General features: G+C 61.2%; 23 protein-coding genes. 17 read left to right on the top strand and 6 right to left on the bottom strand.

From position 1 onward, the window contains the following. Nucleotides 1–344: 344 nt before the first annotated feature. Complete coding sequence (locus HMPREF9695_RS05455) at nt 345–1994, top strand: ArnT family glycosyltransferase (protein WP_024921686.1); 1650 nt, start codon at nt 345–347, stop codon at nt 1992–1994. A 122-nt stretch (nt 1995–2116) separates the two neighbouring features. Continuing rightward, nucleotides 2117–2896: a class II aldolase/adducin family protein gene (locus tag HMPREF9695_RS05450; protein WP_006019814.1), complete on the top strand. Its 780-nt coding sequence runs from the start codon at nt 2117–2119 to the stop codon at nt 2894–2896. Nucleotides 2897–3014: 118 nt separating this feature from the next. Here HMPREF9695_RS05450 and HMPREF9695_RS05445 read toward each other — a convergent pair whose 3' ends face one another. Beyond that, nucleotides 3015–4415, bottom strand: a complete 1401-nt coding sequence (locus HMPREF9695_RS05445; protein ID WP_006019813.1) for a M20/M25/M40 family metallo-hydrolase — start codon at nt 4413–4415, stop codon at nt 3015–3017. A 134-nt stretch (nt 4416–4549) separates the two neighbouring features. Here HMPREF9695_RS05445 and HMPREF9695_RS05440 point away from each other — a divergent pair, with 134 nt between their 5' ends. Together HMPREF9695_RS05440 and HMPREF9695_RS05435 are read left to right on the top strand one after the other, a co-directional pair. Continuing rightward, nucleotides 4550–5962 carry an MBOAT family O-acyltransferase gene (locus HMPREF9695_RS05440; protein WP_006019812.1) on the top strand — a complete coding sequence of 471 codons (1413 nt, stop codon included), beginning with the start codon at nt 4550–4552 and terminating at the stop codon, nt 5960–5962. A gap of 4 nt (nt 5963–5966) precedes the next feature. Then, a complete protein-coding gene (locus HMPREF9695_RS05435) occupies nt 5967–7160 on the top strand; it encodes an alginate O-acetyltransferase AlgX-related protein (RefSeq protein WP_006019811.1) in 1194 nt (397 codons plus the stop codon). Here the strand turns inward: HMPREF9695_RS05435 and HMPREF9695_RS05430 are convergent, their stop codons facing one another. Continuing rightward, the gene (locus HMPREF9695_RS05430) at nt 7161–8870 is read right to left on the bottom strand and encodes a helicase HerA-like domain-containing protein (RefSeq protein WP_006019810.1); all 1710 of its coding nucleotides are present in this window, start codon (nt 8868–8870) and stop codon (nt 7161–7163) included. A gap of 487 nt (nt 8871–9357) precedes the next feature. Between HMPREF9695_RS05430 and HMPREF9695_RS05425 the strand changes: the two genes are divergently transcribed. The 12 genes from HMPREF9695_RS05425 to HMPREF9695_RS05370 all read left to right on the top strand — a co-directional run bounded on the left by HMPREF9695_RS05425 (nt 9358) and on the right by HMPREF9695_RS05370 (nt 21142). Next, on the top strand, nt 9358–9723 hold the full coding sequence (locus HMPREF9695_RS05425; RefSeq protein WP_006019809.1) for a hypothetical protein: 366 nt from the start codon (nt 9358–9360) through the stop codon (nt 9721–9723). Nucleotides 9724–9749: 26 nt separating this feature from the next. Further along, nucleotides 9750–10172 carry a DUF4332 domain-containing protein gene (locus HMPREF9695_RS05420; protein ID WP_006019808.1) on the top strand — a complete coding sequence of 141 codons (423 nt, stop codon included), beginning with the start codon at nt 9750–9752 and terminating at the stop codon, nt 10170–10172. A gap of 106 nt (nt 10173–10278) precedes the next feature. After that, a complete protein-coding gene (folP, locus tag HMPREF9695_RS05415) occupies nt 10279–11133 on the top strand; it encodes a dihydropteroate synthase (protein WP_006019807.1) in 855 nt (284 codons plus the stop codon). Next, on the top strand, nt 11130–11495 hold the full coding sequence (folB, locus tag HMPREF9695_RS05410; RefSeq protein ID WP_006019806.1) for a dihydroneopterin aldolase: 366 nt from the start codon (nt 11130–11132) through the stop codon (nt 11493–11495). The genes folP and folB overlap by 4 nt, the downstream gene beginning before the upstream one ends. A gap of 6 nt (nt 11496–11501) precedes the next feature. Further along, a complete protein-coding gene (gene folK / locus HMPREF9695_RS05405) occupies nt 11502–11993 on the top strand; it encodes a 2-amino-4-hydroxy-6-hydroxymethyldihydropteridine diphosphokinase (protein ID WP_006019805.1) in 492 nt (163 codons plus the stop codon). 84 nt (nt 11994–12077) lie between these two features. Further along, on the top strand, nt 12078–13940 hold the full coding sequence (locus HMPREF9695_RS05400) for a methylmalonyl-CoA mutase family protein (protein WP_006019804.1): 1863 nt from the start codon (nt 12078–12080) through the stop codon (nt 13938–13940). 4 nt (nt 13941–13944) lie between these two features. Further along, nucleotides 13945–14409, top strand: coding sequence for a GFA family protein (locus HMPREF9695_RS05395; RefSeq protein WP_006019803.1), 465 nt, complete (start codon nt 13945–13947; stop codon nt 14407–14409). A gap of 44 nt (nt 14410–14453) precedes the next feature. Then, on the top strand, nt 14454–16613 hold the full coding sequence (gene scpA, locus HMPREF9695_RS05390; protein ID WP_006019802.1) for a methylmalonyl-CoA mutase: 2160 nt from the start codon (nt 14454–14456) through the stop codon (nt 16611–16613). A gap of 24 nt (nt 16614–16637) precedes the next feature. Next, a complete protein-coding gene (gene meaB / locus HMPREF9695_RS05385; protein WP_006019801.1) occupies nt 16638–17633 on the top strand; it encodes a methylmalonyl Co-A mutase-associated GTPase MeaB in 996 nt (331 codons plus the stop codon). After that, a complete protein-coding gene (locus HMPREF9695_RS05380) occupies nt 17633–18322 on the top strand; it encodes a pyroglutamyl-peptidase I (RefSeq protein ID WP_006019800.1) in 690 nt (229 codons plus the stop codon). The genes meaB and HMPREF9695_RS05380 overlap by 1 nt, the downstream gene beginning before the upstream one ends. Nucleotides 18323–18380: 58 nt before the next feature. Next, a complete protein-coding gene (locus tag HMPREF9695_RS05375; RefSeq protein ID WP_006019799.1) occupies nt 18381–19628 on the top strand; it encodes a multidrug effflux MFS transporter in 1248 nt (415 codons plus the stop codon). A gap of 143 nt (nt 19629–19771) precedes the next feature. Next, entirely contained in the window at nt 19772–21142 is a 1371-nt protein-coding gene (locus HMPREF9695_RS05370; RefSeq protein WP_006019798.1) for a TIGR03808 family TAT-translocated repetitive protein, read from the top strand. Here the strand turns inward: HMPREF9695_RS05370 and HMPREF9695_RS05365 are convergent. The 4 genes from HMPREF9695_RS05365 to HMPREF9695_RS05350 all read right to left on the bottom strand — a co-directional run bounded on the left by HMPREF9695_RS05365 (nt 21098) and on the right by HMPREF9695_RS05350 (nt 24606). Beyond that, on the bottom strand, nt 21098–21427 hold the full coding sequence (locus tag HMPREF9695_RS05365; protein WP_006019797.1) for a TIGR03809 family protein: 330 nt from the start codon (nt 21425–21427) through the stop codon (nt 21098–21100). The genes HMPREF9695_RS05370 and HMPREF9695_RS05365 overlap by 45 nt on opposite strands. 333 nt (nt 21428–21760) lie before the next feature. Next, nucleotides 21761–23194 carry a S8 family serine peptidase gene (locus HMPREF9695_RS05360; RefSeq protein WP_245258759.1) on the bottom strand — a complete coding sequence of 478 codons (1434 nt, stop codon included), beginning with the start codon at nt 23192–23194 and terminating at the stop codon, nt 21761–21763. 171 nt (nt 23195–23365) lie between these two features. Continuing rightward, on the bottom strand, nt 23366–24040 hold the full coding sequence (locus HMPREF9695_RS05355; RefSeq protein WP_006019795.1) for a hypothetical protein: 675 nt from the start codon (nt 24038–24040) through the stop codon (nt 23366–23368). Next, nucleotides 24037–24606 carry a sigma-70 family RNA polymerase sigma factor gene (locus tag HMPREF9695_RS05350; protein ID WP_041711347.1) on the bottom strand — a complete coding sequence of 190 codons (570 nt, stop codon included), beginning with the start codon at nt 24604–24606 and terminating at the stop codon, nt 24037–24039. The genes HMPREF9695_RS05355 and HMPREF9695_RS05350 overlap by 4 nt, the downstream gene beginning before the upstream one ends. Nucleotides 24607–24917: 311 nt before the next feature. On the opposite strand from HMPREF9695_RS05350, the gene HMPREF9695_RS05345 reads away from it, so the two are divergent. After that, nucleotides 24918–26078 (top strand): GGDEF domain-containing protein, encoded by a 1161-nt coding sequence (locus tag HMPREF9695_RS05345; protein ID WP_041711908.1) that lies wholly within the window; start codon nt 24918–24920, stop codon nt 26076–26078. Nucleotides 26079–26115: the final 37 nt, after the last annotated feature.

Genomic DNA, 26115 nt, shown 5'->3' with positions numbered 1-26115 from the left:
TAGAATGATAGGTTTGCCGGTGTCCGTTTGGATCCGGCGGACTCACAGGGGGAGTTCCATAATAGTTTCAAGTCAGCGCATTACCAATTGGTAATTGAATGCTTTTTCGACGAAAGATACCTCGTCGGTCACACGCCGTTCAGGTTCAGAACCCCAACCTGCCCCGCGTGCAAAAAAGCTTTCGGAGCAGGGTTGTTTTACCCTGGTTGCAAATGTTGCAACGCACTTAGAGAAAATACGCCATATTTGGCAATTACCTGAACACCGATCTGGGATACAAGGTTCCCGGGAAAGCCTGCCCGGGAAACATGCAGGCACGGGAACGGCTGGATTCATTAGCTGAGATGTCATCGATAACAACTTCGGCCCTCGACACGCCAGCCGGGCGCTCGATCGAGCAGACTTGTGACGATCTTGCGCTTGCCGTGCTGGCAGTTCTCGCGGTCGTCGCAGGCCTGACATTCCGCGACTACGGTCTGGGCTGGGATGACTACACACACGCGGAATATGCCGATCTGCTGCTGAAGATGTTCGGCAGCGGCTTCACCGATACCAGCGCGCTGTCGTTCGCCAACCTCTACATGTACGGCGGCGGCTTCGACATGGCGGCCGCGCTCCTGCACAAAGTCATTCCGCTCGAACTGTTCGAGACGCGGCGCCTTCTCGGCGCCATCGTGGGCCTGATCGGCATCGGCGTGACATGGCGGCTGGCGCGGCGCGTCGGCGGACCGGTGGCCGGTCTCGCAGCGATCGTCCTGCTCGCCCTGTGTCCGACGTTCTACGGACACATGTTCATGAACCCGAAGGATGCGCCCTTTGCCGTGGCAATGGTGATCCTGATGCTCGGGCTGGTGAGGCTGGCGCAGGAGTATCCGTCGCCCAAGCCTCATACGATCCTGATCATCGGTCTGGGTGCGGGTCTGTCGATCGGCTGCCGTATCCTCGGCGGACTGGCGCTGATCTACGCTGCGATCGGATTTATGCCGATCTGGATTTCCGACATCCGGACCCATGGCCTGCGCGAAGCCGCACACCGGCTCGGTCATGTCGTTTATGTTCTGCTGCCCGGCGTACTTTTGGGCTATCTGATCATGGGCCTCGTGTGGCCGTGGTCGATCATCGACCCCGCCAATCCGTTCCGCGCGCTGACGTACTTCTCGCATTTCTTCGAGAAGCCATGGAAGGAACTGTTCAACGGCGCGATCGTCTCCGTGCCGGACATGCCGTGGTCGTATCTGCCGACGCTGTTCGCACTCCAGCTTCCCGAAGTGTTGCTCGGCCTGCTCGGCGCCGCCGTCGCCGGCACATTCGTTGCGCTGATGCGCTCCAACGTCGATACCCGGCGCAAGAGCATTATGCTGATGCTGACGCTGGCGGCGACGCTTCCGCTCATCATCGCGATGGTGAAGCGTCCGGCGCTTTACAACGGCATTCGCCATTTCATCTTTGTCATCCCGCCGATGGCCGTTCTCGCCGGCGTGGCCTTTGCCACGATCATCGGCTGGCTGAAGGAACGCAGCCGTCCCGCGCAGGCCGTGTTCGCAGCGGTATTCTTGCTGGGGCTGATGCTGCCGCTCAACGAGATGATCCGGCTGCATCCCTATCAGTACACGCACTTCAACCATATCGCGGGAACGGTTCGCGCCGCCGACGACCGCTACATGCTCGACTACTGGGGACTCGCGCTCAAGCAGGCGTCCGAGGGGCTGCGGCAGGAGATCGAGGAGCGTCAGGAGCCTGCGCCCCGGAACCGCAAGTGGCGTGTCGCGGTGTGCGGTCCGCAGCGTCCGGCACAGGTCGCACTTGGCCCCGATTTCACCATCGGCTGGGACAGCCAGGCCGCGGATTTCGCCATGACGCTCGGCGAGTTCTACTGCAAGGGACTGAACGCGCCGGTTGTGGTCGAAATCAAGCGTGACGACGTGGTGTTCGCGCGGGTGTACGACATCCGCGGCAAGAGCATCGCCAGCCTGCTCACTATTCCGGCACCCTGATCCCTGCCCGTTTCGGGTTCGCGGCATGGCGCCCCTGCGGGCGTCGCATGTTGCGATAGCGGTATCCCGGGACTAGGCTCCTGCCCGAGCAAGATCAAAACAAATCGCGGGAGAAAATCGCCATGTCACCGGCTGAAGCACGTCTCAAGGAAGTCCAATCCAACATGGTTCCCGGTGAGTGGGAACAGCGCGTCAATCTCGCCGCGGCCTATCGCCTTGTTGCGTATTATGGCTGGGATGACCTGGTGGATACGCACATCTCCGCCCGCGTCCCCGGTCCAGAACATCACTTCCTGATCAATCCCTATGGCCTGATGTTCGACGAGATCACCGCATCGAGCCTGGTGAAGGTCGACCTCGACGGCAACCAGCTCACCCAGAGCGAATACAGCATCAATCCCGCCGGCTTCACCATTCACTCGGCGATCCACGAAGTTCGCGAGGACGCAGGCTGCGTTCTACACCTTCACACGCCCGACGGCACCGCGGTTGCAAGCTGCATGGAAGGGCTGCTGCCGCTGAACCAGACCGCCCAGCTCGTCACCGGCGACCTCGCCTATCACGATTACGAAGGGATTGCGCTCGACCACGACGAACGCCCACGCATCCAGAAGGATCTCGGCACCAAGAACCATCTCTTGCTGCGCAATCACGGCACGCTGACAGTCGGACGTTCAGTCGCTTCCGCATTCGAGCGCATGTTTCATCTTGAGCGCGCCTGCACGATGCAGGTCCGCACCCGCATGCTCGGGCCGACCGCTTACCCGGTCGAAAAGCTTGTGATCGAGAAAAACGAAAAGCTGGTCAGTGACCCGGATCGTTCGGAATTGCGCTCAACCAAGCTCGTCTGGCCGCCGCTGCTGCGCAAGCTCGACCGGCTCGATCCAAGCTACAAGACTTGACAGGATCGGCCTCGGATATAGATTCCATCCGTCAGCCTCTACACTGACAGAGACTAAAAACGCCGCCCAATTCCGGGCGGCGTTTTTGCGTTTGGCGGATGCTTCAGCATCGACCGCCTCAGCGCGGGGTGTCGGCAAACGCCGCAAGAATGCGCGCCCACGAGCGGATACCCTTGTGGAAGCTCTTCAGGTCGTACTTCTCGTTCGGCGAGTGGATGTTGTCATCCTCGAGGCCGAACCCGATCAGCACCGTGTCGAGTCCAAGCGTCTTCTTGAAATCCGCAACAATCGGAATCGATGCACCGGACCCGATCAGCAGCGCATCCTTGCCCCATTCGTCGGTCAGCGCATGCTTTGCCGCCGCCAGCGGCTTCATGCCCCAGTCGAGCGCGATTGCCGGCGCGCCGGCGTGATCGATAAACTCAGCCGAGCAGTCCGCAGGCAGACGCGAGGTGACGAAATCCCGGAAGGCTTTGCGGATTTTCTCCGGGTCCTGTCCCTCCACCAGACGGAACGAGACTTTCGCCGATGCGTGCGCGGGGATGACGGTCTTGGAGCCTTCGCCGGTGTAGCCGCCGAAGATGCCGTTGATGTCGCAGGTCGGACGCGACGAAACCTGCTCGATCAGCAACCGGTCCTTCTCACCGGCGGGAACCGACAACCCGATCGGCTTGAGGAATGTTTCCGGCGACAGGTTGAGATTCTTCCACTGCGCGAGAATATCCGCCGGAAGATCTTTCACACCGTCGTAAAAACCCGGAATGGTGATGTGGCCGTTGTCGTCGTGGATGCTGCCGAGAATGCGGGTCAGCACGCGGATCGGATTTTGCGCGCCGCCACCGAAAATACCGGAATGCAGATCGCGGTTCGCCGCCTTGATCTTGACCTCGTCATAGACAAGACCGCGCAGCGACGTCGTAATCGCCGGCGTGTTCTGGTCCCACATGCCCGTGTCGCAGACCAGCACGAAGTCGGCTGCGAGGTCCTTCTTGTGCCTGTCGAGGAACGGTCCGAAATTCTTCGAGCCGACTTCCTCCTCGCCTTCGATCAGAATCGTCACGTTGAGCGGCAGCGAGCCCGTGACATTCTTCCATGCGCGGCAGGCTTCAACGAAAGTCATCAACTGACCCTTGTCGTCTTCAGCGCCACGCGCGACGATGATCTTCCGGCCATCGGCATGATTGGTGACGATGGGCTCGAACGGCGGGCGGTGCCAAAGATCGAGCGGATCGACAGGCTGCACGTCGTAGTGGCCGTAAAACAGGACATGCGCGCCGCTCTGGCCGTTGCTCTTGCCGACAATCGCCGGATGCCCGGCGGTTGGACGCACGTCGGTCGCAAAACCAATGGAGGCGATGTCCGCGGCGAGATGAGCAGCCGCCTTTTTGCAATCGTCCGCGAATGCCGGATCGGCCGAAATCGACTTGATCCGAAGCAGCGTGAACAGCCGCTCCAGGCTGTTGTCGAAATCCTTGTCGATATGGTCGAGAACGGCTGCGAGGTGCGGTGTGGCTGACATATTCGATTGGTCCTCTCGGTCGGGATGCGCCGGCATTGTCGGCCAACTGGACTCGCCCGACAATTTCTGCTTCACCCTCTATCATCTTTTATCACGCTTCTCGCGGCTTTTGTGCCCTCGAGCATCGATCGCATATGCTTTTCTACGAACCGCTTTTTCTCACAATCTTTCCGGCGCTCTATGCGTTCTATCTGCTTCTGACCGGCGCATCGGCCAAGAAGTGGACGCTGCTGATTGCGAGCACGCTGTTCTACATCTGGGGCGAGCCCGCTTTCGTGCTGGTGCTGTTCCTCTCGACTGCCATCGACTACGCGCTGTCATTTCATCTCGTCGAAGGAAATCCGGCCCGAACGCGAAAGCTGGCATTGGCCGCCGGGATTGCCGCCAATCTGGGCCTGCTCATTTTCTACAAGTATGCCGATTTTCTTGCCACGAACATCAACCTCATCCTGGCGCCCTTTTCCGCCGACCGCATTCCGTTGCTGCACATTGCGCTGCCGATCGGCGTGTCGTTCGTCGTATTCGAGAAGATCACCTATCTCGTGGACACTTACCGCGGCGTCTCGAAACCGGCCGACCGGTTTTCAGACTACTGCCTGTTCGTGCTGTTCTTTCCCAAGCTGCTCGCCGGGCCCATTCTCAAATACCATGAGATGCGCGACGCAATTGCGTATCCCCCGCCAGTGGTCTGGACTGATTTTCAGGAAGGGTTTCTGCGCTTCGCGCGCGGGCTGGGAAGAAAATTGTTCATTGCCGATCCGCTCGGCAGTTTCGCCACGCAGGTTTTTGCCGCAGATCCTTCAACACTGTCTCCAGGCATGGCCTGGCTCGGGCTGGCGTGTTTCACGATCCAGATCTACTTCGATTTCGCGGGCTATTCCGACATGGCGATCGGCCTCGCCCGCATGTTCGGCATTCCACTCAGGGAAAATTTCAATTCGCCTTACGCCTCCCGCTCGATCACCGAGTTCTGGCAGCGCTGGCACATCTCGCTGACCACGTGGATCCGCGATTACCTCTATATACCCCTCGGAGGAAATCGGGAGGGTGAAGCCCGCACCTATCTCAATTTGTGGATCTGCTTCCTGCTCTCCGGTCTCTGGCATGGAGCGAGCTGGAACTTCGTGCTGTGGGGTGCATACAACGGATTGTTCCTGACTCTCGACCGTATGTTCCTGCAGAGGCTTCTCAACCGCTGCGGTGCGTTCATAGCAACTGCGGTGACCCTGTTTATTATCATGATCGGCTGGGCGATCTTCCGTTCGGAATCGCCCGCCCATCTTGGACCTTTCCTCGCTGCGTTGTTCGGCTCATCTTCCGCCCACACCGCGATCTCTGTTCCGGCGGAGGTGCCGTTCACGCTTGCACTCGGAGTGATCATCTCGCTGTTCCCGGCAACGATGCTGTTCGAGCCGCTCAGAAATGCCTACAAAACGTACGGCTGGCTGCGGCTTGTGACGGCGGTGGCGCTCGTGATGCTGTACGTTTTTGCCATTGCCCGCTCGGTGACGGTGCCGTTCCAGCCATTTATCTATTTCAGGTTCTGATGCCATGAACCGGCTGTCATTCTCACACCCCGTTGTCCGCGCCACATTCTGCATTCTCCTCGTGCTGCTGCCGCTGTTGACCGCATGGAACCTGGCCGTTGCACCAAATCATCCGAAACTTGAAATCAAGATCGGCCCGAAGCTGGCCGGCGTCACACGGCAGTTGCCGCTGACCTGGTCGCTGTCATCCCTGATTGACGGCAGCCTGCAGAAGGCCATCACCGAGCGTGTAACCCAGGCGCTGCCGATCCGTCCGCTGCTGGTGCGCTTCAACAACGAGCTGAAATTCGAACTGTTCGGAGAACTAACACTGCCCGGCGTCGTGCGCGGGGCGCACGGACACCTGATCGAGCAATTCTATCTGGACGACTACTGCAATCGCACCGAAGGCATGGTCGAGACGCGGGCCCGTGCGACTATTCCCAAGCTCAAGGCGGTTCAGGACTATTACCGCTCGCGTGGATCGGTTTTCATTTATCTGATCACACCGTCAAAGGTCGCACACCTGCCGGACTATTTTGTGAATCTCCAAGCATGCCCGAGCACGCCTGCGGCGAGGATCGAGTTCGTTCCGAAGTACGTGAACCTTCTGCGAGAGGCGGGTATCAATGTGGTCGATACCGCGACCATGATCCATTCCTTGAGAGGAAAGTACGAGGTTGAACTGTTCCCGCAGGGGGGAACCCACTGGAACGACATCGGCGGTGCTTTGGCCGCGACGGCCATTGCCGAAGAGATCAACCGGCAGGCCAACCAGACCCTCGCGCCGCCGTTCACTTTTACGTACACCATTTCCGGTGTCACCAGCGGCGTCGATCGCGAACTCGCAGACCTAATCAATGTGTTTTTTCCACCGACAGCCTATCTCACGCCGAAGGTTAAATTTCAGCACTCGGCCTCCTGCCCGGACCATCCGTCAAGCAAGCTGAATGTCGCGGTGGTCGGCAGCAGTTTCACTCACCTGCCAGCGGAAATCCTCGCACGCGACAACTGTTTGTCGGCGCTCAGCACATATTTTTATCTGAACCTCAGCCGACACGGCGGCCAGCCCTATCGCCGGCTTCAAACCAATCTCGCTGAAAAAGATCTGAACTCTTTACGCGATGCAAAAATCCTGATCCTCGAAGAGAATGAGTCCTTTGCAGGGACCCATTCATACATCGATGCACTTCGCGAACTGCTTGCCAAGCAGCAGTAGTCAGCGCCGCAGCAGGCTACCCAGCACGTTCCTCACGATAGAACGGCCAATCGACCCGCCGAGCGAACCACCGACCGATTTGCCGATGCTGGCTGCAACATCGCCCGCGACCTTGTTGGTCACCGAACGCGTCACGCTGCGCGCGATGACCTGCCCGGTCGACATCTTCCCGCGCGGCGTATTGGTGCCGAACACCGTCCCGACAATCGAGCCTATCTGCCCGAGAACGCCCCCGCCTTCCGATCCGTCAGCACTGGGTGTGCCGACCGGCGCGGCGGTATTCGACAGGCGCTTTTGCAAAATCTCGAATGCGCTTTCCGCATCGACGGCGGTGTCGTACTTGCCCTTGACCGGGCTCGCATTCATGATCGCCTTGCGTTCGTCGGGCGTGACCGGCCCGATCCGCGCCGTTGGGGGGCGGATCATCACACGTTCGACCATCGCGGGCGTACCGTTACCTTCCAGGAAAGAGACCAACGCCTCGCCCTTGCCCAGTTCCATAATGACTTGGGCCGTGTCGAGGGCCGGATTTGGCCGGAAGGTTTGCGCTGCCGCCTGCACCGCCTTTTGGTCACGCGGCGTGAAGGCGTGTAGCGCATGCTGTACGCGGTTGCCAAGCTGGGCGAGAATCTTGTCCGGCACGTCGATCGGGTTTTGCGTGACGAAATAGACGCCGACGCCCTTCGAGCGGATCAGGCGCACAACCTGCTCGATCTTGTCCATCAGGGGTTTTGGGGCATCGTCGAACAGCAGATGCGCTTCGTCGAAGAAGAACACCAGTTTGGGCTTTGCCGGATCGCCGACTTCAGGCAGCTGTTCAAACAGTTCCGAGAGCATCCAGAGCAGGAATGTCGAATACAATTTCGGGCTCGACATCAGCTTGTCGGCGACAAGAATATTGACCATGCCGCGGCCGCTGGAGTCGGTCCGCATAAAGTCCTTGAGCTGAAGCGCGGGTTCGCCGAAAAATTTGTCCGCGCCCTGATTTTCCAGCACCAGCAACTGGCGCTGGATGGTACCGACCGTCGCTTTGCTGACATTGCCGAAAGACTGCGCGGCCTTGCGAATGTCCTGTAGAGGGTCAACGTCGTCGTCCTTCGCCGAGCCGGGCACGATGGCATCAAGCAAGGCGCGCAAATCCTTCATATCGACCAGCGCGAGGCCGTGCTCGTCGGCGACGCGGAACGCGACGTTGAGAACGCCTTCCTGCACGTCGTTGAGCTGCAGCATCTGCGACAGCAGCAACGGTCCCATTTCAGTAACGGTGGCGCGGACCGGGTGGCCCTGCTCGCCGAACACGTCCCAGAATATCGTCGAGAACTGATCCGGCTGAAACTGCAGACCCATATCCTTGGCACGGCTGAGAATGAAGTCCTTGGCCTCCCCCACTTCCGCGATGCCGGAAAGGTCGCCCTTGATGTCGGCTGCGAACACCGGCACACCCGCGCGTGCGAAGCCTTCCGCCATGACCTGCAATGTGACCGTCTTGCCGGTGCCGGTCGCACCGGTCACGAGACCATGCCGGTTCGCAAGCCCGAGCGTCAAAAATGCCGACTGATCGCCCTTCCCGATGAAGATCGTCTTGTCGGTGTCCGCGGACGCAACGCTTCCACCACTGGCTGAAGTTGCAGCCGGGGCGGCCTTTGAGGAGGAACTACTCGTGTTGGAAACAGCCTTGTCAGAAACGGTCTTGGACGTCTTCTTGGCCATGTCTCGCCTCTCGCAGGCTTTCGATTCCGTGCGCCTGCCTCGACGGCCGCGCGTCATGCGTGATCTTGCAGGACGGAACCTGCCGGTCAACCCGCAGAATGCGCCTCTTCGCACAAGCCGATGCCGCGCCGCATTATATATGGCGTCCGGACGCTACGAATGAGTGAATACTTACCACGCGCCGTCAATTCTCTGCGTGCGTGTCTCGGCATCCTGACAATGCAGGTTGCTCCAAATCGGACAGCGCATTGAAACCAATATGGCCTCACCGCGTAATTCGAAGCCGTGATAGCCCCGATTATTGCTTTCAGCACCGCAAATGTTCGTAAAACCAGTGACGGTCTTGCATGGCTGCAACACTTCACGATCGATTGCGTCTAAACTGCGGTTTCCAAAAGCGGCATAGCTTGTAATTCGCAACGCACGCGCTCAAGATAAAATCACAAACAAAATATCCGGCAATCAACCGGAGGGCACGGGGCATTTGATGGACGAACTGGTTGACGCTCTGGCTGCAAAAGCCGGCATCGATAGGGCTGTGGCTGAAAAGGCCGTCGGTGCGATCCTGGGGTTCCTTCGCAAGGAGGGGCCGGTGGATCAAGTGCGTGCCCTCATCGAAAAGATTCCAGGCGCTGAATCCGCGATCGCTGCTGCCGGTTCCACGGGCGGCCTTGCGAGCATGCTGGGCGGCGGTGTGATGGCGCTTGGCGCCAAGCTGATGGGCTTCGGTCTTGGCATGAGCGAGATTCAAAGTCTCGGACGTGAACTATTCCGGTTTGGCCGCGACAAAATTGGCGCGGACGGAATGGGCACGATCATTGCCGAGACCCCAGGCCTTTCCAAGTTCGCGTAAAGAATTCATTTCCAAGTTCGAGTCTCATGTCTAATCCGCTTGCAGCGTATCCCCTCTCTAAAATCGACGGCCTGGGTCCGCATGCCCTGGCCAAACTCAAGGCACAGGGCATTCGCACGACGGCTGCGCTGCTCGACAGCGCCAGCACGCCGAAGGGCCGCAAGGCGCTCGCCGCCAAGACCGGCCTCAGCGAGCAGCAGCTGTTGGCCTGGGCGAATATCGCCGACTGCATGCGCATCAAGGGGATGGGCAAGGCCAAGGCCGAACTGCTGCGGGCGGCCGGCGTGGTCACCGTGCGCGAGTTCGTGCAGCGTAATCCCCAGCGGCTGGCGCAGGCGATGAAAGAAGCCAACGACAAGCGCAAACTCGTTCAGGTCCTGCCGTCGGACAAATCTGTCGCGGAACTGATCCAGCGCGCCCGCAAGCTGCCGCTGAAGATTTCTTACTGAAACGACCGGCCCACGGCTCCGGCCAATCCGGCAGAACCCGACACCTTGGGCCATATCCCCTCCGCCATCGCTTGACTCGTTAGCGGGGACCGCGCAAAGCCACCGCATGATGGCTGCCCCGTCCCGATCGAGCCCGGCCGCCTCGCAGTATCACCCGGTGCTGCGGGCCCTTTTCGTGCGGCGCTATCCCGCGGTGATGGGCGTGCTCAACATAACGCCGGATTCCTTCTCCGACGGCGGCCGGTTCATCGAGCCTGACCGGGCCCTCGTACGGGCGAAACGCATGATCGCCGAGGGTGCGGATATCCTCGATATCGGTGCAGAATCCACCCGCCCCTACGGCTCGCAACCGGTCACCGCCGCCGAGGAATTGCAGCGGTTACGGGATGTCCTGCCCGCGGTCGCTCGCCTCGGGAGTCCGGTCTCGATCGACACCATGAAGTCATCGGTAGCTGCATGGGCGCTCGGCAACGGCGCGGTGATCGCCAACGACGTATGGGGCCTGCAACGCGATCCCGATATGGCGCGGGTGATCGCCGATCATGGTGCGCCGGTGATCGTCATGCACAATCGCGACAGCGTCGATCCCGCCATCGATATTGTCGCCGACATGGTGGCATTTTTCGCCCGTTCGCTCGACATCGCCGCCAACGCAAATATCCCGCGGGAGAACATCGTGCTCGACCCCGGCATCGGCTTCGGCAAAACACCGGAGCAAAGCATGATCGCGCTGGCGCGGCTCGATGATTTGAGCCAGCTCGGCCTTCCGTTGCTGGTCGGCGCGTCACGAAAGCGCTTCATCGCGTCGGTCAGCCCGTCCGAACCGGATCAGCGGCTCGGCGGATCCATTGCAGCGCATCTGCTGGCGGCGCAGCGCGGCGCCAAAATTATCCGCGCGCACGACGTGGCGGAAACGATACAGGCCCTGCGCGTGGCATCGGCAATTGAGGACAAGCGATGAGCGACGTAATTTTCATCAGGGGACTTTTGATCCACGCCCGTCACGGCGTTATGGACCATGAGGCGGAAGTCGGCCAGCGGTTCGTGATCGACCTCGAACTATCCATTGATCTCGCAGAGTCTTCCCGCACCGACAAGCTCGCCGACACGGTGTCCTATTCGGACGTGGTGGCGACCGCGAGCGCAGCCTTCAAAGGTCACAACTACTATCTGCTGGAGCGCGCGGCAGGCGCAGTGGCGGAAGCGATCCTTGCAGCCTTCGTCCGCATCAGCGCGGTCAAGGTAACGGTCCATAAGCCGCACGCACCAATCGCCGCGATCTTCGACGATGTCGGCGTCGTCATTACCCGCACGCGGGCCTAAAAAACCATGGCGAGCGTCTTGATTGCTCTCGGCGGCAATGTTGGTGATGTCCGCGCCACCTTCGGCAAGGCGATCGCCAACATTTGCGGCATGACGCAGGCCGCCCTCGTGGCGCGTTCGTCGGACTATGCGACGCCGCCGTGGGGCGACGAACATCAGGAGCCATTCGTCAATGCCTGCATCGAAATCGAAACCAGCCTCGATCCGCATGCGCTGCTGTTCACGCTGCACAAGATCGAGAAGAAGTTCGGCCGCGACCGGGCCAATGAGCGGCGCTGGGGGCCACGCACGCTCGACCTCGACATCATCGCATATGATGACGTCCGCCTCGACAAGCCGGAGCTGACGCTGCCGCACCCTCGCCTGTTCGAACGGGCCTTCGTACTGGTGCCGCTAACCGAAATCGCACCGGATCGCCCGATCGCGGGGCAGACCCCGCGTCAGGCTCTCGCGCGGCTCTCGTCCGATGGCATCGAACGCTTGCCTGATTTGCAATAAACGCCTGAAACAACCATTTGGCTTGCGCGCCGCCACATGGCATTTTCCGGTCAACCAATAGCGTTCCGGGAGCTAACCTTCTGAATGTCCACTAAAACCGATGCCCTGACCTTAGCGGCTGATTTCGCCCCTGCCACTCGCGATGACTGGCGGAAGCTGGCCGACGGGGTTCTCAAGGGTGCTCCATTCGATAAGCTGGTGGGCAAGACCTACGACGGGCTGCGGATCGATCCGATCTACGAGCGTGCCCGCAATGCGACCGCCATTCCCGCGCGTCCCGCAGGCAGCCCCTGGCAGATCATGCAGCGGGTGGATCATCCCGATGCAGCGAGCGCTAACGCGCAGGCGCTGCATGATCTCGAGAACGGCGCCACCGGTCTGACGCTCGTCTTCGCCGGAGCCAACGGCGCGCGCGGCTACGGACTGCCGCCGACCAAGGAAGCGCTGGAACGCGCACTCGACGGCGTGTATCTCGACGCCGGCATCGGCATTGAGTTGGAGATCGGCCCGCAGTCGCGGGACATGGGGCAGCATCTGGCCGAATTGCTTGCTGCCCGAAAAATTTCCCCCGCGGCTGTGAATGTCCGCTTCGGTCTCGATCCGATTGGCGGCGGCGGAGTACGCGGCAGCAGCCACGGTCCGTGGGACTCCATCGCGAAGGTTTTTGGCGACAAGATTGCGAAGCTTGCGAAGCTGGGCTTTCAGGGTCCTTTCGCGCCGGCCGATGGCCGTGTCATTCACGACGCCGGCGGTTCGGAAGCACAGGAACTGGCTTACGTCCTCGCGGTTGGCGTCACCTATCTGCGCGCGCTGGAAGCGGCCGGCATTCCGCTGGACGACGCACGGCGGATGATTTACGCCCGCCTCAGCGCCGACGCCGATCAGTTTCTCACCATGGCGAAATTCCGTGCGCTGCGTCTGCTCTGGGCGCGGGTCGAGCAAAGCTGCGGACTTACCCCACAGCCGCTTTTCATTGCCGCGGATACCGCGTGGCGGATGCTCACACAGCGCGATCCCGATGTGAACATGTTGCGCGCGACCATCGCAGCGTTCTCGGCGGGACTCGGCGGCGCGAACAGCATCAATGTTCTGCCCCACACGCTGGCACTCGGACTGCCGGATGCATTCGCACGCCGTATCGCCCGGAACACCCAGCTCGTGCTGCTGGAAGAATCCAATCTCGACAAGGTTTCCGATCCGGCCGCAGGATCGGGCGGAATCGAAACACTCACCAGGCAGCTTTGCGAAGCCGCATGGACGCAGTTTCAGGATATCGAAAAGGCCGGCGGCCCGTTTGCCGCGCTCGAAAAGAACATCATTCAAAGCAAAGTGGCCGCAGTTCGCGCCGCGCGCGACGTCAATATCGCCAGGCGCAAGGATGTGTTGACCGGAGCCAGCGAGTTTCCGAACCTTCACGAGAAGACACCGGCCGTGCTCGATGCCAAACCGGTGACGGGGCTGTTGCCGGATGACATCGTGATCCGGTTCGATGCGCTCGCGCCCATTCGGCTCGCAGCACCTTTCGAGGCGCTGCGCGATCGCTCCGATCAGATGTTGAAGACCGGCAAGCGCCCGAAGGTGTTTCTGGCCAATCTCGGCACCGCTGCCGATTTCACTGCGCGGGCGACCTTCGCGAAAAGCTTTTTCGAGACCGGCGGCATCGAGGCCATCGATACCGAAGGCTTCTCCGATCCGGCGGCGCTCGCTGCGGCTTTCAAGTCGTCGGGCGCAGCGCTCGTCTGCCTCTGCTCGTCCGACAAGGTCTATGCCGCGCATGCCGAGGCAGCAGCGAAAGCTCTTCACGACGCCGGCGCAAAGCATATCTATCTGGCAGGCCGGCCCGGCGAACTCGAAGCCCCCCTACGCGCTGCGGGCGTCGGCGATTTCATCTTTGCGGGAGGCGACGCCCTCGCAACGCTCAGGGCGGCCTACGAACGAATTGGGTGAAGCCATGAAGGAACGAGTTCCTGTTCTGACCGGCGGTTGCCAATGTGGCGCGGTGCGCTTTGCGTCGTACAGCAATCCGGGGCGGATCAGCGTCTGCCATTGCCGGATGTGCCAGAAGGCTGTGGCCGGACCATTCGCCTGTTTCGTTGAAATCCCCCATGGCGACTTCGCGTGGGCGCGCGGTATGCCAGGGACGTTTCGCTCGTCATCGATAGCTGAACGTGATTTTTGCAAGGCCTGTGGAACACCGCTGAGCTATCGCAAGCTGAACGGCTCGGTGATCGAGCTTCTGACCGGCGCTTTCGATCGCCCGGATCGCGTGATTCCGACCTATCAGATCGGCATTGAATCGAAGCTCGCCTGGGTCGCCCATCTGCACAACCTGCCGGGTAAAACGACAGCCGAATCATGGGGTTCTGCCGAGACGGGCAGCATTGTCAGCTATCAGCATCCGGACCATAATACGTGAGCTGCGCATCAACGCTCTGATCGCGCAAAACTTGAGACAGCAGAATGACCCGCATACCGAACTTCGCAGACGTTGCATTCGAGCCCGCGGCCGTGAAGGGCAGCGAAAGCAACGCGCAGCCGTGGCTCACGCCCGAGGGTCTTCTCGTCAAACCGAGCTACAGCGAAGCCGATCTCAACGGCATCGATTTCCTCGACACATGGCCCGGCATCGCGCCATTCCTGCGCGGCCCCTACCCGACCATGTATGTCAATCAGCCATGGACCGTGCGCCAGTACGCAGGCTTCTCGACGGCGGAAGATTCCAACGCCTTCTATCGCCGCAACCTCGCAGCCGGCCAGAAGGGCCTTTCGGTCGCGTTCGATCTCGCCACCCACCGCGGCTATGACTCCGACCATCCGCGCGTTTCCGGCGACGTCGGCATGGCGGGCGTCGCCATCGACTCCATCTACGACATGCGTACGCTGTTCGCAGGCATCCCGCTCGACCAGATGAGCGTGTCGATGACCATGAACGGCGCGGTGCTGCCGATCCTCGCGCTGTTCGTGGCTGCCGCCGAGGAACAGGGCGTGCCGCCGGAGAAACTGTCGGGCACCATCCAGAACGACATTCTCAAAGAATTCATGGTGCGCAACACCTACATCTATCCGCCGGCTCCCTCGATGCGAATCATCTCGGATATCTTCGCATACACGTCGCAGAAGATGCCGAAGTACAACTCGATTTCGATTTCCGGCTACCACATGCAGGAAGCCGGCGCGACGCAGGATCTCGAACTCGCCTACACGCTCGCCGATGGCGTCGAATATCTCCGCGCCGGATTGGCCGCCGGCCTCGATGTCGATCGCTTCGCCCCCCGACTGTCGTTCTTCTGGGCCATCGGCATGAACTTCTTCATGGAAGTCGCCAAGATGCGCGCGGCTCGGCTGCTGTGGGCCAAGCTGCTGAAGCCGTTCAATCCGAAGGATCCGCGCTCGCTGTCGCTGCGCACCCATTGCCAGACATCCGGCTGGTCGCTGACCGCGCAGGATGTGTTCAACAACGTGGTTCGCACCAACATCGAGGCGATGGCCGCAACGCAGGGTCATACCCAGTCGCTGCACACCAACGCGCTCGACGAGGCGCTGGCGCTGCCGACAGATTTCTCCGCACGCATTGCCCGCAACACGCAATTGTTCCTGCAACAGGAAAGCGGCATCACGCGGATCATCGACCCGTGGGGCGGCTCCTATTATGTCGAGCGGCTCACGCACGACCTCGCCGCCAAGGCCTGGGCGCATATTCAGGAAGTCGAGGAACTCGGCGGCATGGCGAAGGCCATTGAGGCCGGTGTGCCGAAACTGCGGATCGAGGAGGCCTCGGCCAAAACCCAGGCGCGCATCGACGCAGGGAAGCAGGCCGTGATCGGCGTCAACAAATACAAGCCTGAAAATGAAGCACCGATCGACGTTCTCAAGGTCGAGAATTCCACCGTGCGCCGCCTGCAGATCGACAAGCTGGCGCGTCTCCGCTCCGAGCGGAAACAAGCAGACGTCGATGCAGCGCTTGCAGCGCTGACCCGCAGCGCGGGCGAAGGCAACGGCAACCTGCTCGCGCTGGCCATCGACGCGGCGCGCGCCAAGGCCACGGTCGGCGAAATTTCCGATGCGATGGAAAAGGTGTTCGGTCGTCACCGTGCCGAAATCAAATCCATCACCGGCGTTTACAAACGCGAGGCCGCCACCATGTCGGACCGGGTCGAAAAATTGCAGGCTCTTATCGATGCCTTCGAGGATGCGGAAGGCCGCCGCCCGCGCATTCTGGTCGCGAAAATCGGTCAGGACGGTCACGATCGCGGACAGAAGGTCATCGCGTCGGCCTTCGCTGACGTCGGCTTCGACGTCGACATCGGGCCGCTGTTCGCCACCGCCGACGAGGCGGCGCGGCAAGCAGTCGAAAACGACGTTCACATGCTCGGCTTGTCGTCGCTCGCCGCGGCCCACCTCACAGCCGTTCCGGAGTTGAAGGAAGCGCTCAAGAAGCGCGGCCGCGAAGACATCATGATCATCGTCGGCGGCGTGATCCCGCCGCAGGACTACGATGCCCTTTACAAGGCTGGCGCCGAGGCGATCTTCCCGCCCGGCACGGTCATCGCGGACGCCGCCGAGGAACTGATCCGCAAGCTCAACGTGCGGCTCGGGCATTCCAGCGAAGCGGCGGAGTGAGCGGCGATTGAAACAACACCGCGTATGGCCCCGGTGACAGCTTCCCCGAAAGCCTCGCTCCATCTCGCCGATGGCCTTCGCTCCGGTGACCGCGCTGCACTGGCACGCGCGATCACGCTGATCGAAAGCCGCCGCGCCGACCATCAGGCGCAGGCGCGCGATCTGGTTCAGGAATTGCTGCCGCTGACAGGCAGCGCGATGCGTGTCGGCATCACCGGCTCGCCGGGCGTCGGCAAATCCACCACCATCGATGCGCTCGGAATGGCGCTGATTGCCAAGGGCCACAAGGTGGCAGTGCTGGCGGTCGATCCCTCATCGGCGCGCACCGGCGGCTCGATCCTCGGCGACAAGACGCGGATGGCGCGGCTCTCCGCCGAAGACAATGCCTTCATTCGCCCTTCCCCGTCATCGGGCACGCTCGGCGGTGTCGCCGCAAAAACGCGCGAAGCGATGCTGCTCTGCGAAGCCGCCGGATTCGACGTGGTGCTGGTGGAAACCGTCGGAATCGGACAATCGGAAACCGCCGTCTGCGACATGACGGATTTCTTCCTGGCGCTGATGTTGCCGGGCGCTGGCGACGAATTGCAGGGCATCAAGAAGGGCCTTGTCGAGCTAGCCGACATGATCGCCGTCAACAAGGCCGATGGTGACAATCTCAAGCGCGCGAAAGCGGCCGCTGCCGAATACAACGCCGCGCTTCACATTCTCGCGCCGCGCTCGGAACACTGGTTTCCGCCGGTCCTCACCTATTCCGCACTGACAGGCGACGGGATCGAGGCGCTGTGGGAGAAAATTCTCGCGCATCGGACGGCCATGATCGCATGCGGCGACTTCGAGACACGGCGGCGGCAACAGCAGGTGAAATGGATGTATACCATCCTCGAGGATCGGCTCCACGCGCGGCTACGCTCCGACCCCGTCATCCGCGCCAAGGTCAAGCAAACCGAAGCCGCAGTGGCCAACGGCCGCATGACGCCCGCAGTCGCTGCGGATACAATTACAGCGCTGCTGGAGCGATGATGGGCGCGAAGCCGCGTATCCTGATCACCGGCTTTCGCCCCTTTCCGGGCGCCCCCTACAATCCGACCGAAAAACTTGTCGAGCGGCTGCTTCGCCTGCGCCGCCCCATGTTCGACGGCATCGAGCGGATCGGACATGTCTTCCCGGTAACCTACAGCGCGGTGGATCGGCAGCTTCCGGTACTGATTGAAACGCATCGCCCCGATGCGCTTCTGATGTTCGGGCTTGCGACGCGCACGCCGTTCCTCCGCCTCGAAACCCGCGCGCACAACACCGTCACTCAGATATGGCCCGATGCCGAACACTCGGAGGTACGAAGCCGCACCATCGTGGCGAATTCAGATTCCACACGGCGCTTCGGACCGCACACGCACCGTCTGCAGCGCGCGGCGCAACTGACAGGCGTGGACGCCCGCCCCTCTCTGAGCGCAGGATATTATCTCTGCAATTATCTAAGCTGGCGGGCGATCGAGGCGACCCATGTTGAGGGCGGCCCTCGCCTCGCGAACTTCGTCCATGTTCCGCTTGTGCCTCGAAGTTCCACCGAGCGCCACGCGCCGGGCCGGATGACGTTTGAGCACCTGGTCGATGCAGGCGAAGCCATGCTGATGGAAATGGCACGTCTGGCGCGACATCAAGCAGCCGGGTTTTTGACCGCAAATCCGTCTGGCAGCCATACCGGAAGCTAAGTTGTGCGGCGCAATATCGCTCCGTAAGCTGTTGTCTCAGCCTCGCGAGACACGCTTCATGACCGATACCAGCGCCAATGCCTGGGTTTCATCGACCCATCGCCCCATGGGCTTTCGCGAGTTCGTCGCCATCGTGGCCGCGATCATGGCGCTCAACCCGCTCGCCCTGGACCTGATGCTCCCGGCGCTGCCGAACGTGTCGTCGGCATTTCACCTCAGCAACGTCAACCACGCCCAGGCAGTCCTGTCGGTGTTCCTGACCGGCTTCGGCGCCGGGCAGTTCATCATGGGCCCGCTGTCGGACCGTTTCGGACGGCGACCGATCCTGCTCGGCGGTCTGATCGTCTATGGCATCGCCAGTCTGCTCGCGATCGTCGCGCCGTCATTTGAAACGCTGCTGCTCGCGCGCGCGTTGCAGGGTCTCGGCACCTCCGCCTCGCGCGTGATCGCCACCTCCATCGTGCGGGACTGCTACAGCGGCCGCAGGATGGCGAGCGTGATGTCGCTTGCGATGATGATCTTCATTTCGGTTCCGGTGATCGCCCCGTCATTCGGCCAGGCCATCATGCTGCTCGCTGAATGGCATGGCATTTTCATCGTCCTGCTGATTTACGGCCTGCTCACGCTGAGCTGGATTGTCATCCGCGTGCCGGAGACGTTGCCGCTCACCGAGCGCAAATCGCTCGCTCCCCGCGAGGTGGCGAAGAATTTCCTTCAGACCCTGACGAACCGGCAAACCTTCGGCTACGCACTGGCTGCCGGCAGCATACAGGGAATTCTGTTCGGCTACGTTCTGTCGTCGCAGCAGATCTTCACGGGTATCTACGGGCTCGGTCACTATTTTCCGCTGGCGTTTGCCGCTATCGCGATCGGTATCGCCGTTGCCGGTTTCCTCAATTCGCGTATCGTCGGCCGCTACGGCATGCGCATGATCTCGCACAGCGCCCTCGTCGGCCAATTGGCCGTTGCCATTGTGATGCTGGTTGCGGCACTCGCCGGATGGCTGTCCCTGCCTCTGTTCATGGTCCTGTCCACCGCCAGCCTGTTCTCGTTCGGATTGATGTTCTCCAATTTCTCCGCACTTGCGATGGAGCCTCAGGGACATATCGCCGGAACGGCCTCATCCCTGTTCGGATCGATCACAACCCTGATCGGAATCGGGGTGGGGACGGCGATCGGGCAGACCTATAACGGCACTCTGGTCCCCCTCGCGGTGGGTGGGGTACTGAGTTCGGTCGTCGCGCTTCTCGTTGTGGTCGTAGTCGAGAAAGGCCGCCTGTTTACGCCGCACAACAAGCCGATCTGATCGCTCCCGCGGCTCCATTCCATTAACCCTACTACCGACAATCGCGGGCAAATTCGCGCGGGCGGGCATCGTTCGCTGCATTCCTGCATTAGGTCTTACTGTGCGTTCAGGTGAACCTGGGACGCTGTCAGGCCGAGCATCGCATGGACATCAATCGCCGCAGTCTCATCAACGCCACTGCCGCCGGCGCGGCGGCAGGTGCGCTGGCGGCAACGCCTGATCCTGCGCGCGCGGCTCCGCTGATCTCCACACTGGGGCGTGACGCGACTCAGTACGGCGTGCGGCCAAACAGTCCCGACGATCAAACAAAAACACTTCAGCGCGCTATCGATGCAGCAGCCAATGCGCAGATGCCATTGGCGCTGCCGCCGGGCATCTATCGTACCGGCGCCTTGAGAGTGCCGAATGGCGGCCAGCTCGTCGGCATACGTGGCGCGACCGTTCTCAAGTTTACTGGCGGCGCATCGCTCATCGGCAGCGAGGGTGCGAGCGGCATCACCCTCACCGGCCTCACGCTTGACGGCGCCGGCATCAAACTGGCCGACCGGCGTGGACTTGTGCATTTCCAGAACGGCCTCGATGTCCGCGTGCAGGACTGCGACATCGTCGGCAGCGGCGGATACGGCATCTGGTTTGAAAGCATCGCGGGCGAAGTCAGCGGCAACACTATCCGCAAGACCGCGAATACGGCGTTCACCTCGTTCGATGCGCTGGGGCTGCTCGTTGCACAAAACACGATCCAGGACGCGTCCGACAACGGCATCGAAATCCTTCGCCATACGATCGGCGATGACGGCACGATCGTCGTCAACAACCGCATCGATGATATCAAGGCCGGCCCCGGCGGCTCCGGCCAGCACGGCAACGCCGTCAACGCCTTTCGTGCCGGCAATGTCATTGTCAGCGGCAATCGCATCCGCAACTGCGATTATTCCGCCGTGCGTGGCAACTCCGCTTCGAACATCCAGATCACCGGCAACAGCGTCAGCAATGTCCGCGAAGTCGCGCTTTATTCGGAGTTCGCGTTCGAAGGCGCGGTGATCGCCAACAATACCGTCGATATCTGCGCGGTCGGCGTGTCGGTCGCGAATTTCAACGAGGGCGGCCGCATCGCGACCGTCCACGGCAACGTCATCCGGAATATCCTGCCGAAGCGCCCGATCGGCACCGCGCCCGATGACGACGCCGGGATTGGCATCGTGGTGGAGGCGGACGCCGCGGTGACCGGCAACGTCATCGAGAATGCGCCCTCATTCGGAATCATGGCCGGCTGGGGCAAGTACCTCCGCGACGTGACCATTACCGGCAACGTGCTGCGCAACGCCTTTGTCGGCATCGGCGTCTCGGTGGTGCCGGGAGCCAGCACCGCGCTGGTCAGCAACAACCTGATCTCAGGATCGAGAGGCGGCGCGATCGTCGGACTCGATCATGCAAAGGCGGTCACAACCGATCTCGGCGCAGACGGAGCCTCACGCTTTGCGCAGATTGTCCTTGGCGTTAACGCTGTGCGCTGACGACATGTCTGCGAAAGGCGACGGGGGAATGGCTGAATTTACAGCCTGCGCGATTGCCACTTCCACCGGCTTGTCCTGAACAGGATCGAGAGGCGCAAGCTGCTCCCACGTTTTCAGCGCCGCACGGGCCTCCTGAACGACTTTCAGAAACTCTGTCTCGCTGTAATAGGCCTTCCAGCGCCCGGTTTCATAAAGTTCGACCAGATAATTGAGCCTTCGCTCAGCGAGCATACGCCAGCGTGTCACAACACTTCGCCCCTGCTGGGCGTCGCCAGGATTGGTCATTTCGAATCCGGAAAGTTCTAAAAATCACTTCTGAACAAACATCAAGCAACGCCACGACTCACGCAGCACCGAAACAACGAGAAACAGATAGCGCAACCCGTGCCACACATACATGCAACTTTCGTGACAGGCGTTTGCACAATTCACGAACACGCAAGCATTAACGCACCGGCAGCCTGATCGCGGCCCGAAGCGACTACCGCGACCCTGCCGGCGACGGCACGCGGCCGAGGGTGGATGGGCGCCCGCGCCATTCAGTTGCAGGAAACGAGGAATTCGTCGCCGGCAGTTGGTCGCAGGAAGGATGCGGCGGGTTCACATCCGGCGGGATCGTCAGCGCTTGTCGCCGTTATCGGATGCCGCAGCCATCGGAGCCGGGGCGACCGCCGAAACTGCGCTGAAAGCATCGGCCTGCCCTGCTCCGAACTGATCGTCGCGGCCCTTGGGTCCGAGGTCGCGCGCGGTCGATATCAATGTGGCGCGGACATCGGCAGAAGAAATCCCGGGATTGCGCGCGATCATCAATGCCGCCACGCCGCTGACATAAGCGGCGGACAGCGAGGTGCCGGACGACATCTGATATTTGCCGTCGGGTGCCGGCGACAGGATATCCACGCCGGGTGCCGAGATGGCGACATAACTGCCACGATTCGATTGGGCAAAGAGCTTGTCGGACTGGTCGATGGCTGTCACCGCGATCACGTTGCGATCGGCTGCCGGATAGAGCGGCGGAGACTTCGCGCCGGCGTTGCCGGCAGCAGCCACCAGAACGATGCCCTTGGCCGCGGCAGCGGCAAGACCGCGCTCCATGGCGGGATCGTGCGGACCGGCAAAGCTCATGTTGATGATCCGCGCATTCTTCGCGAGCGCATAGTCGAGGCTCTTGAGGATCAGAAACGAGGTGCTTTCAGCACCGCTCTTCTTGTCACCGAACGCCCGGATCGCCAGCAGATGTGAGGACGGCGCCGTTCCCATCAGGCGCGCATGTGCGGCGATGACGCCCGCGATGCTGGTGCCGTGGGGGTGCGGTCCTTCGCCATTGTTGAGCGCGTCGAACGTGCCGGTGATGACACCCGCCAGTTCAGGATGGGTGACGTCGATTCCTGAATCGATCACGGCAATTGTGACGTCCGCACCGACCGAGAGCGCGTGTGCCTCGGGCAGCCGCATCTTGGCGAGTGCATACTGCATGGGATCGCCCTCGGGTCTGGCGGCTGCCGGCGTTGCATTCTGTTGCAGCTTGAAGATGTTGTTTCGCTGTGCCGCCTTGACGTTGCCGCCGGCGACCAGTTCGCGTACCACGGCATCGACCGAGCGTCCGTCCGGTATCCGCCAGCGAAAGAACGTGCTGTCGGTCAGCGCGAAACTCTGGGACTGAACACGCGTCAGGCGATGGCGCCGCGCGATGTCGTCGGCCTGCGCATCGGTCGGGTTGCCCGCGATCTCGATCAGCACTTCCTTCGCGACGTAGGTATTGTCGATAGCAGCAGGCGTGGACTTCGCCTTGCCGGGGCGTTTACGGGGTGAAATGTCCTCCGGCCCACCCTGATCCAGATTCCGCATGACGCGCGGACGCGGCCCTGGATCGCTGTATCCGTCGTATTGAATGTTCGGCGAGTAACGTATCGTCGGATTGATGTTGATGCGCGGCCCCACATTCATGCTGGGCCCGGTGCGCATGCTCATGCCGCTGTACTGCGCAAATGCCTGCGGCGTTGCCAGCGTCACCACCGCCGCGATCAGAGCAATTGACCGCAACGGCCGCATCCGGCTTTTCGTCCGGATGAAAGATCGTTTGCCCTGGCCTGTCTCGATCATCTGACGTCCTCGCGAATCCATGGCAGCGCCAGCGCGGCGCGCAGGTGATGTCCCTCAAGCTCTATCGCGGCGTTGCCGCCAAGCCGATGACCCGATACTCATCGGGCGCGGGATCAAGGACTAGTCAGCACTCACCACCATGCTGATGATCTTTTCGGCCTGCAACCGTGTCATAAGCTGCGCCGCGTCCTGCTTTGACAGCGCTTTGTCGCCGAACTGGACGCGGAACATGCCAGCCTTGGGACCGGAAACGATGGACGCGTTGTAGTTGTTCAGCAACTGGGCGATGTCGTCGGCCTTGGCGTCCGGCGCGAAGCGGATCAGGCCAAACGTGCCCGCGGTCGACTGAGCCGGGAACGCGGCCGTCTGGAAATTGCCGCCCGCACGATCCTTGACCAGCACGGTTCCAATCACACCCGCCTGCAACAGAACCAGCACCGCACCAGCGACACCTGCATAAGCCAGCGTGCGCGGTGACAAACTGGAGAAGAACCCGACAGCCCGCATCAGCGGATTAAATGACACGCTCTTGCGCGCAGGCTCGGCGTCGATGGCGGCGAACAGCTTCTGCATCGCCCGCGACGACGGCGCACCAAGGCTCTCGTTCAGCAAAATCGTTTCGGCATATTCGTCCTGGATCGCTGCGTATTGGCGCGCCAGATCGGGATCGCTGGCGAGTGCCTCATCGACGCGGCGGGCGTCACGCAGGTTGAGCGTGCCCGCCGCATGGAACGGCAACAGAGCCTCGAGCTCCGTAGGCTCCCGATCGGCGGTTTGCTTGCTTGCGGCAGTCATGGCCAACCTCGCTCTACGCCGGCTGCCTTCAGCAGTTCGGCTAATTTTTTCCGCGCGTAAAACAGGCGCGTTTTTACTGTATTCTCCGGGATGCCCACGATTTCGGCCACTTCTTCCACGGACTTCTCGTGGTAGTAGACGAGATCGACGATCTCCCGATGTTCTGGCGAAAGTGCGGTCAGGCAGTTCCGCAACGCGTTACTCGTGTCCTTCTTGGCGACGGCCACTTCCGGATTGTCGGACGTGTCCTCGATCGCGGCAGCCGTTTCGTCGTCCAGTTCCGCGTCCTTCCTCTTGCGGAGGGCGGACAGGGCCTTGAACCGGGTGATCGCCAGGAGCCACGTAGAGACAGCAGACCGGCCTTCAAACTTGCCGGCCTGACGCCACACATCGAGGAAAACCTCGCTGATGAGGTCCTCCGCGATGGACTCGTTCCTCACGAGCCGCAGCGAGAAGCGAAACACCCGTACATGGTGCCTTCCGTAAAGCACCTGCATGGCGAGCCGGTCACCTTGGGCGATGCGACCGATCAGAACTTCGTCCGAAGTCGCGTGGGTTGCACTCAATTGCCGTCTCGCAAGGTTGGTCGCACGCGACTGGAAATGGGTTCGATCAAATCCGTGAAAATCTTCGCGATTTCCCGAAATTGCCGGGATTGGCGAAGCGCAAAATGCCCCTGAATCATGAACAAGGGCAAGTGATGAGACCTATGGATACCAGAGATGGTATTTAATTACCTAATCAGGATTATTCCGGATTGGACGGAATAGTTCTTGAAGCTCTGCGGCTTACCGATCCCGTAAGTCACTCCAATGATACCAAACCTAAAGGCTTTCCCGCCTACAGTCCCGCATTGCTTTTCCTTAACGGCGAGTTCATGCGCGGCGCAGCTTCATCGGCCTCCGGATCCCTGACAGGCGCTCTTGGCCGAAGCCATTCCGCCGTCGAGAGCGAATTGGCGCCGGAGATCCTCGCACGCCGTGCAAGGCAGCGGCGGCAGATGCTCGACATGGTCGGCGTCAGCTACATGATCGACGCCGCGATTCTGCTGATCTACGCCTACGCAGGCGCCACCAGTTTTATGGTCGCACCCGCCTATGGAGCCTGCGGTCTACTGTCGGTGGCTGCGTACATTGCGATTTCGGAAGCCAAGGTCAACGACCGGTTCAGAGATCACTACTTCATCTCGCAGCAAACCAGCATTAGCCTCGGGATCATGCTGCTGTTCATCTACCTGGCGCCCGAAGTCGGCTGCCTCTTCCTTTGCTCCATCTTCCTTGTCTTTACCTTTGCCGCATTGCGGTCCACGCCCCGCCAGACGATCATCGGATGGACGGCCGCAGCCGTCGGCCTGACCGTCCTGTTTCTTCTCTCGGATAGACCCATCGGAATGCCCACCGGCACGCCGCTGGAGCGTTTCGCGACCATGCTGGTTTTCATTCTGGTGCTTGGCCGCGGCATGGTCGTCGGACTGTTCAGCAGTTCGCTGCACGAATCCCTCTATCGGCGCGGCATCGAGCTGAAGGAAGCTTACAAGCGCATCGAAGAACTCGCCGAACTTGACGAACTGACCGGATCGCTCAACCGCCGCAGCATCATGCAAACGCTCGACGAAGAGATCGCCCGCTCCCGGCGCAGCAAGACGCCTTGCGCTGTCGCGTTGATCGATCTCGACTGGTTCAAGCGCATCAATGACCGGTTCGGACATCCTGTCGGCGACGAAGCATTGCGGGCTTTTGCGATCACAGTATTCGCCAATATCCGCAGCATCGACAAATTCGGCCGCTATGGCGGCGAGGAATTCCTGCTCATTCTCCCGGAAACATCCGATGGCGCAGCGATGCGCACCGTCGATCGATTGCGCGCCATCGTGGGCGCGCTCGACTGGAGTGCGATTTCTCAGGACATGAATGTCACAATGTCGGCCGGTGTGGCCATGTTGCGAACGGACGATACCGCGGACAGCATTCTCGCCCGCGCCGATCAGCTTCTTTATCAAGCCAAAGACCTAGGGCGGAACCGGGTTGTCTCAGCCTAGCTTCCATTTACGCCGGCCAAGAACCTGGCTGGCATTT

The organism is Afipia broomeae ATCC 49717, from assembly GCF_000314675.2.
GTDB classification, from domain to species: Bacteria; Pseudomonadota; Alphaproteobacteria; order Rhizobiales; family Xanthobacteraceae; genus Afipia; species Afipia broomeae.
Note: the sequence above shows the minus strand (reverse complement) of the source record. Positions and strands in the feature narration are given on the sequence as shown.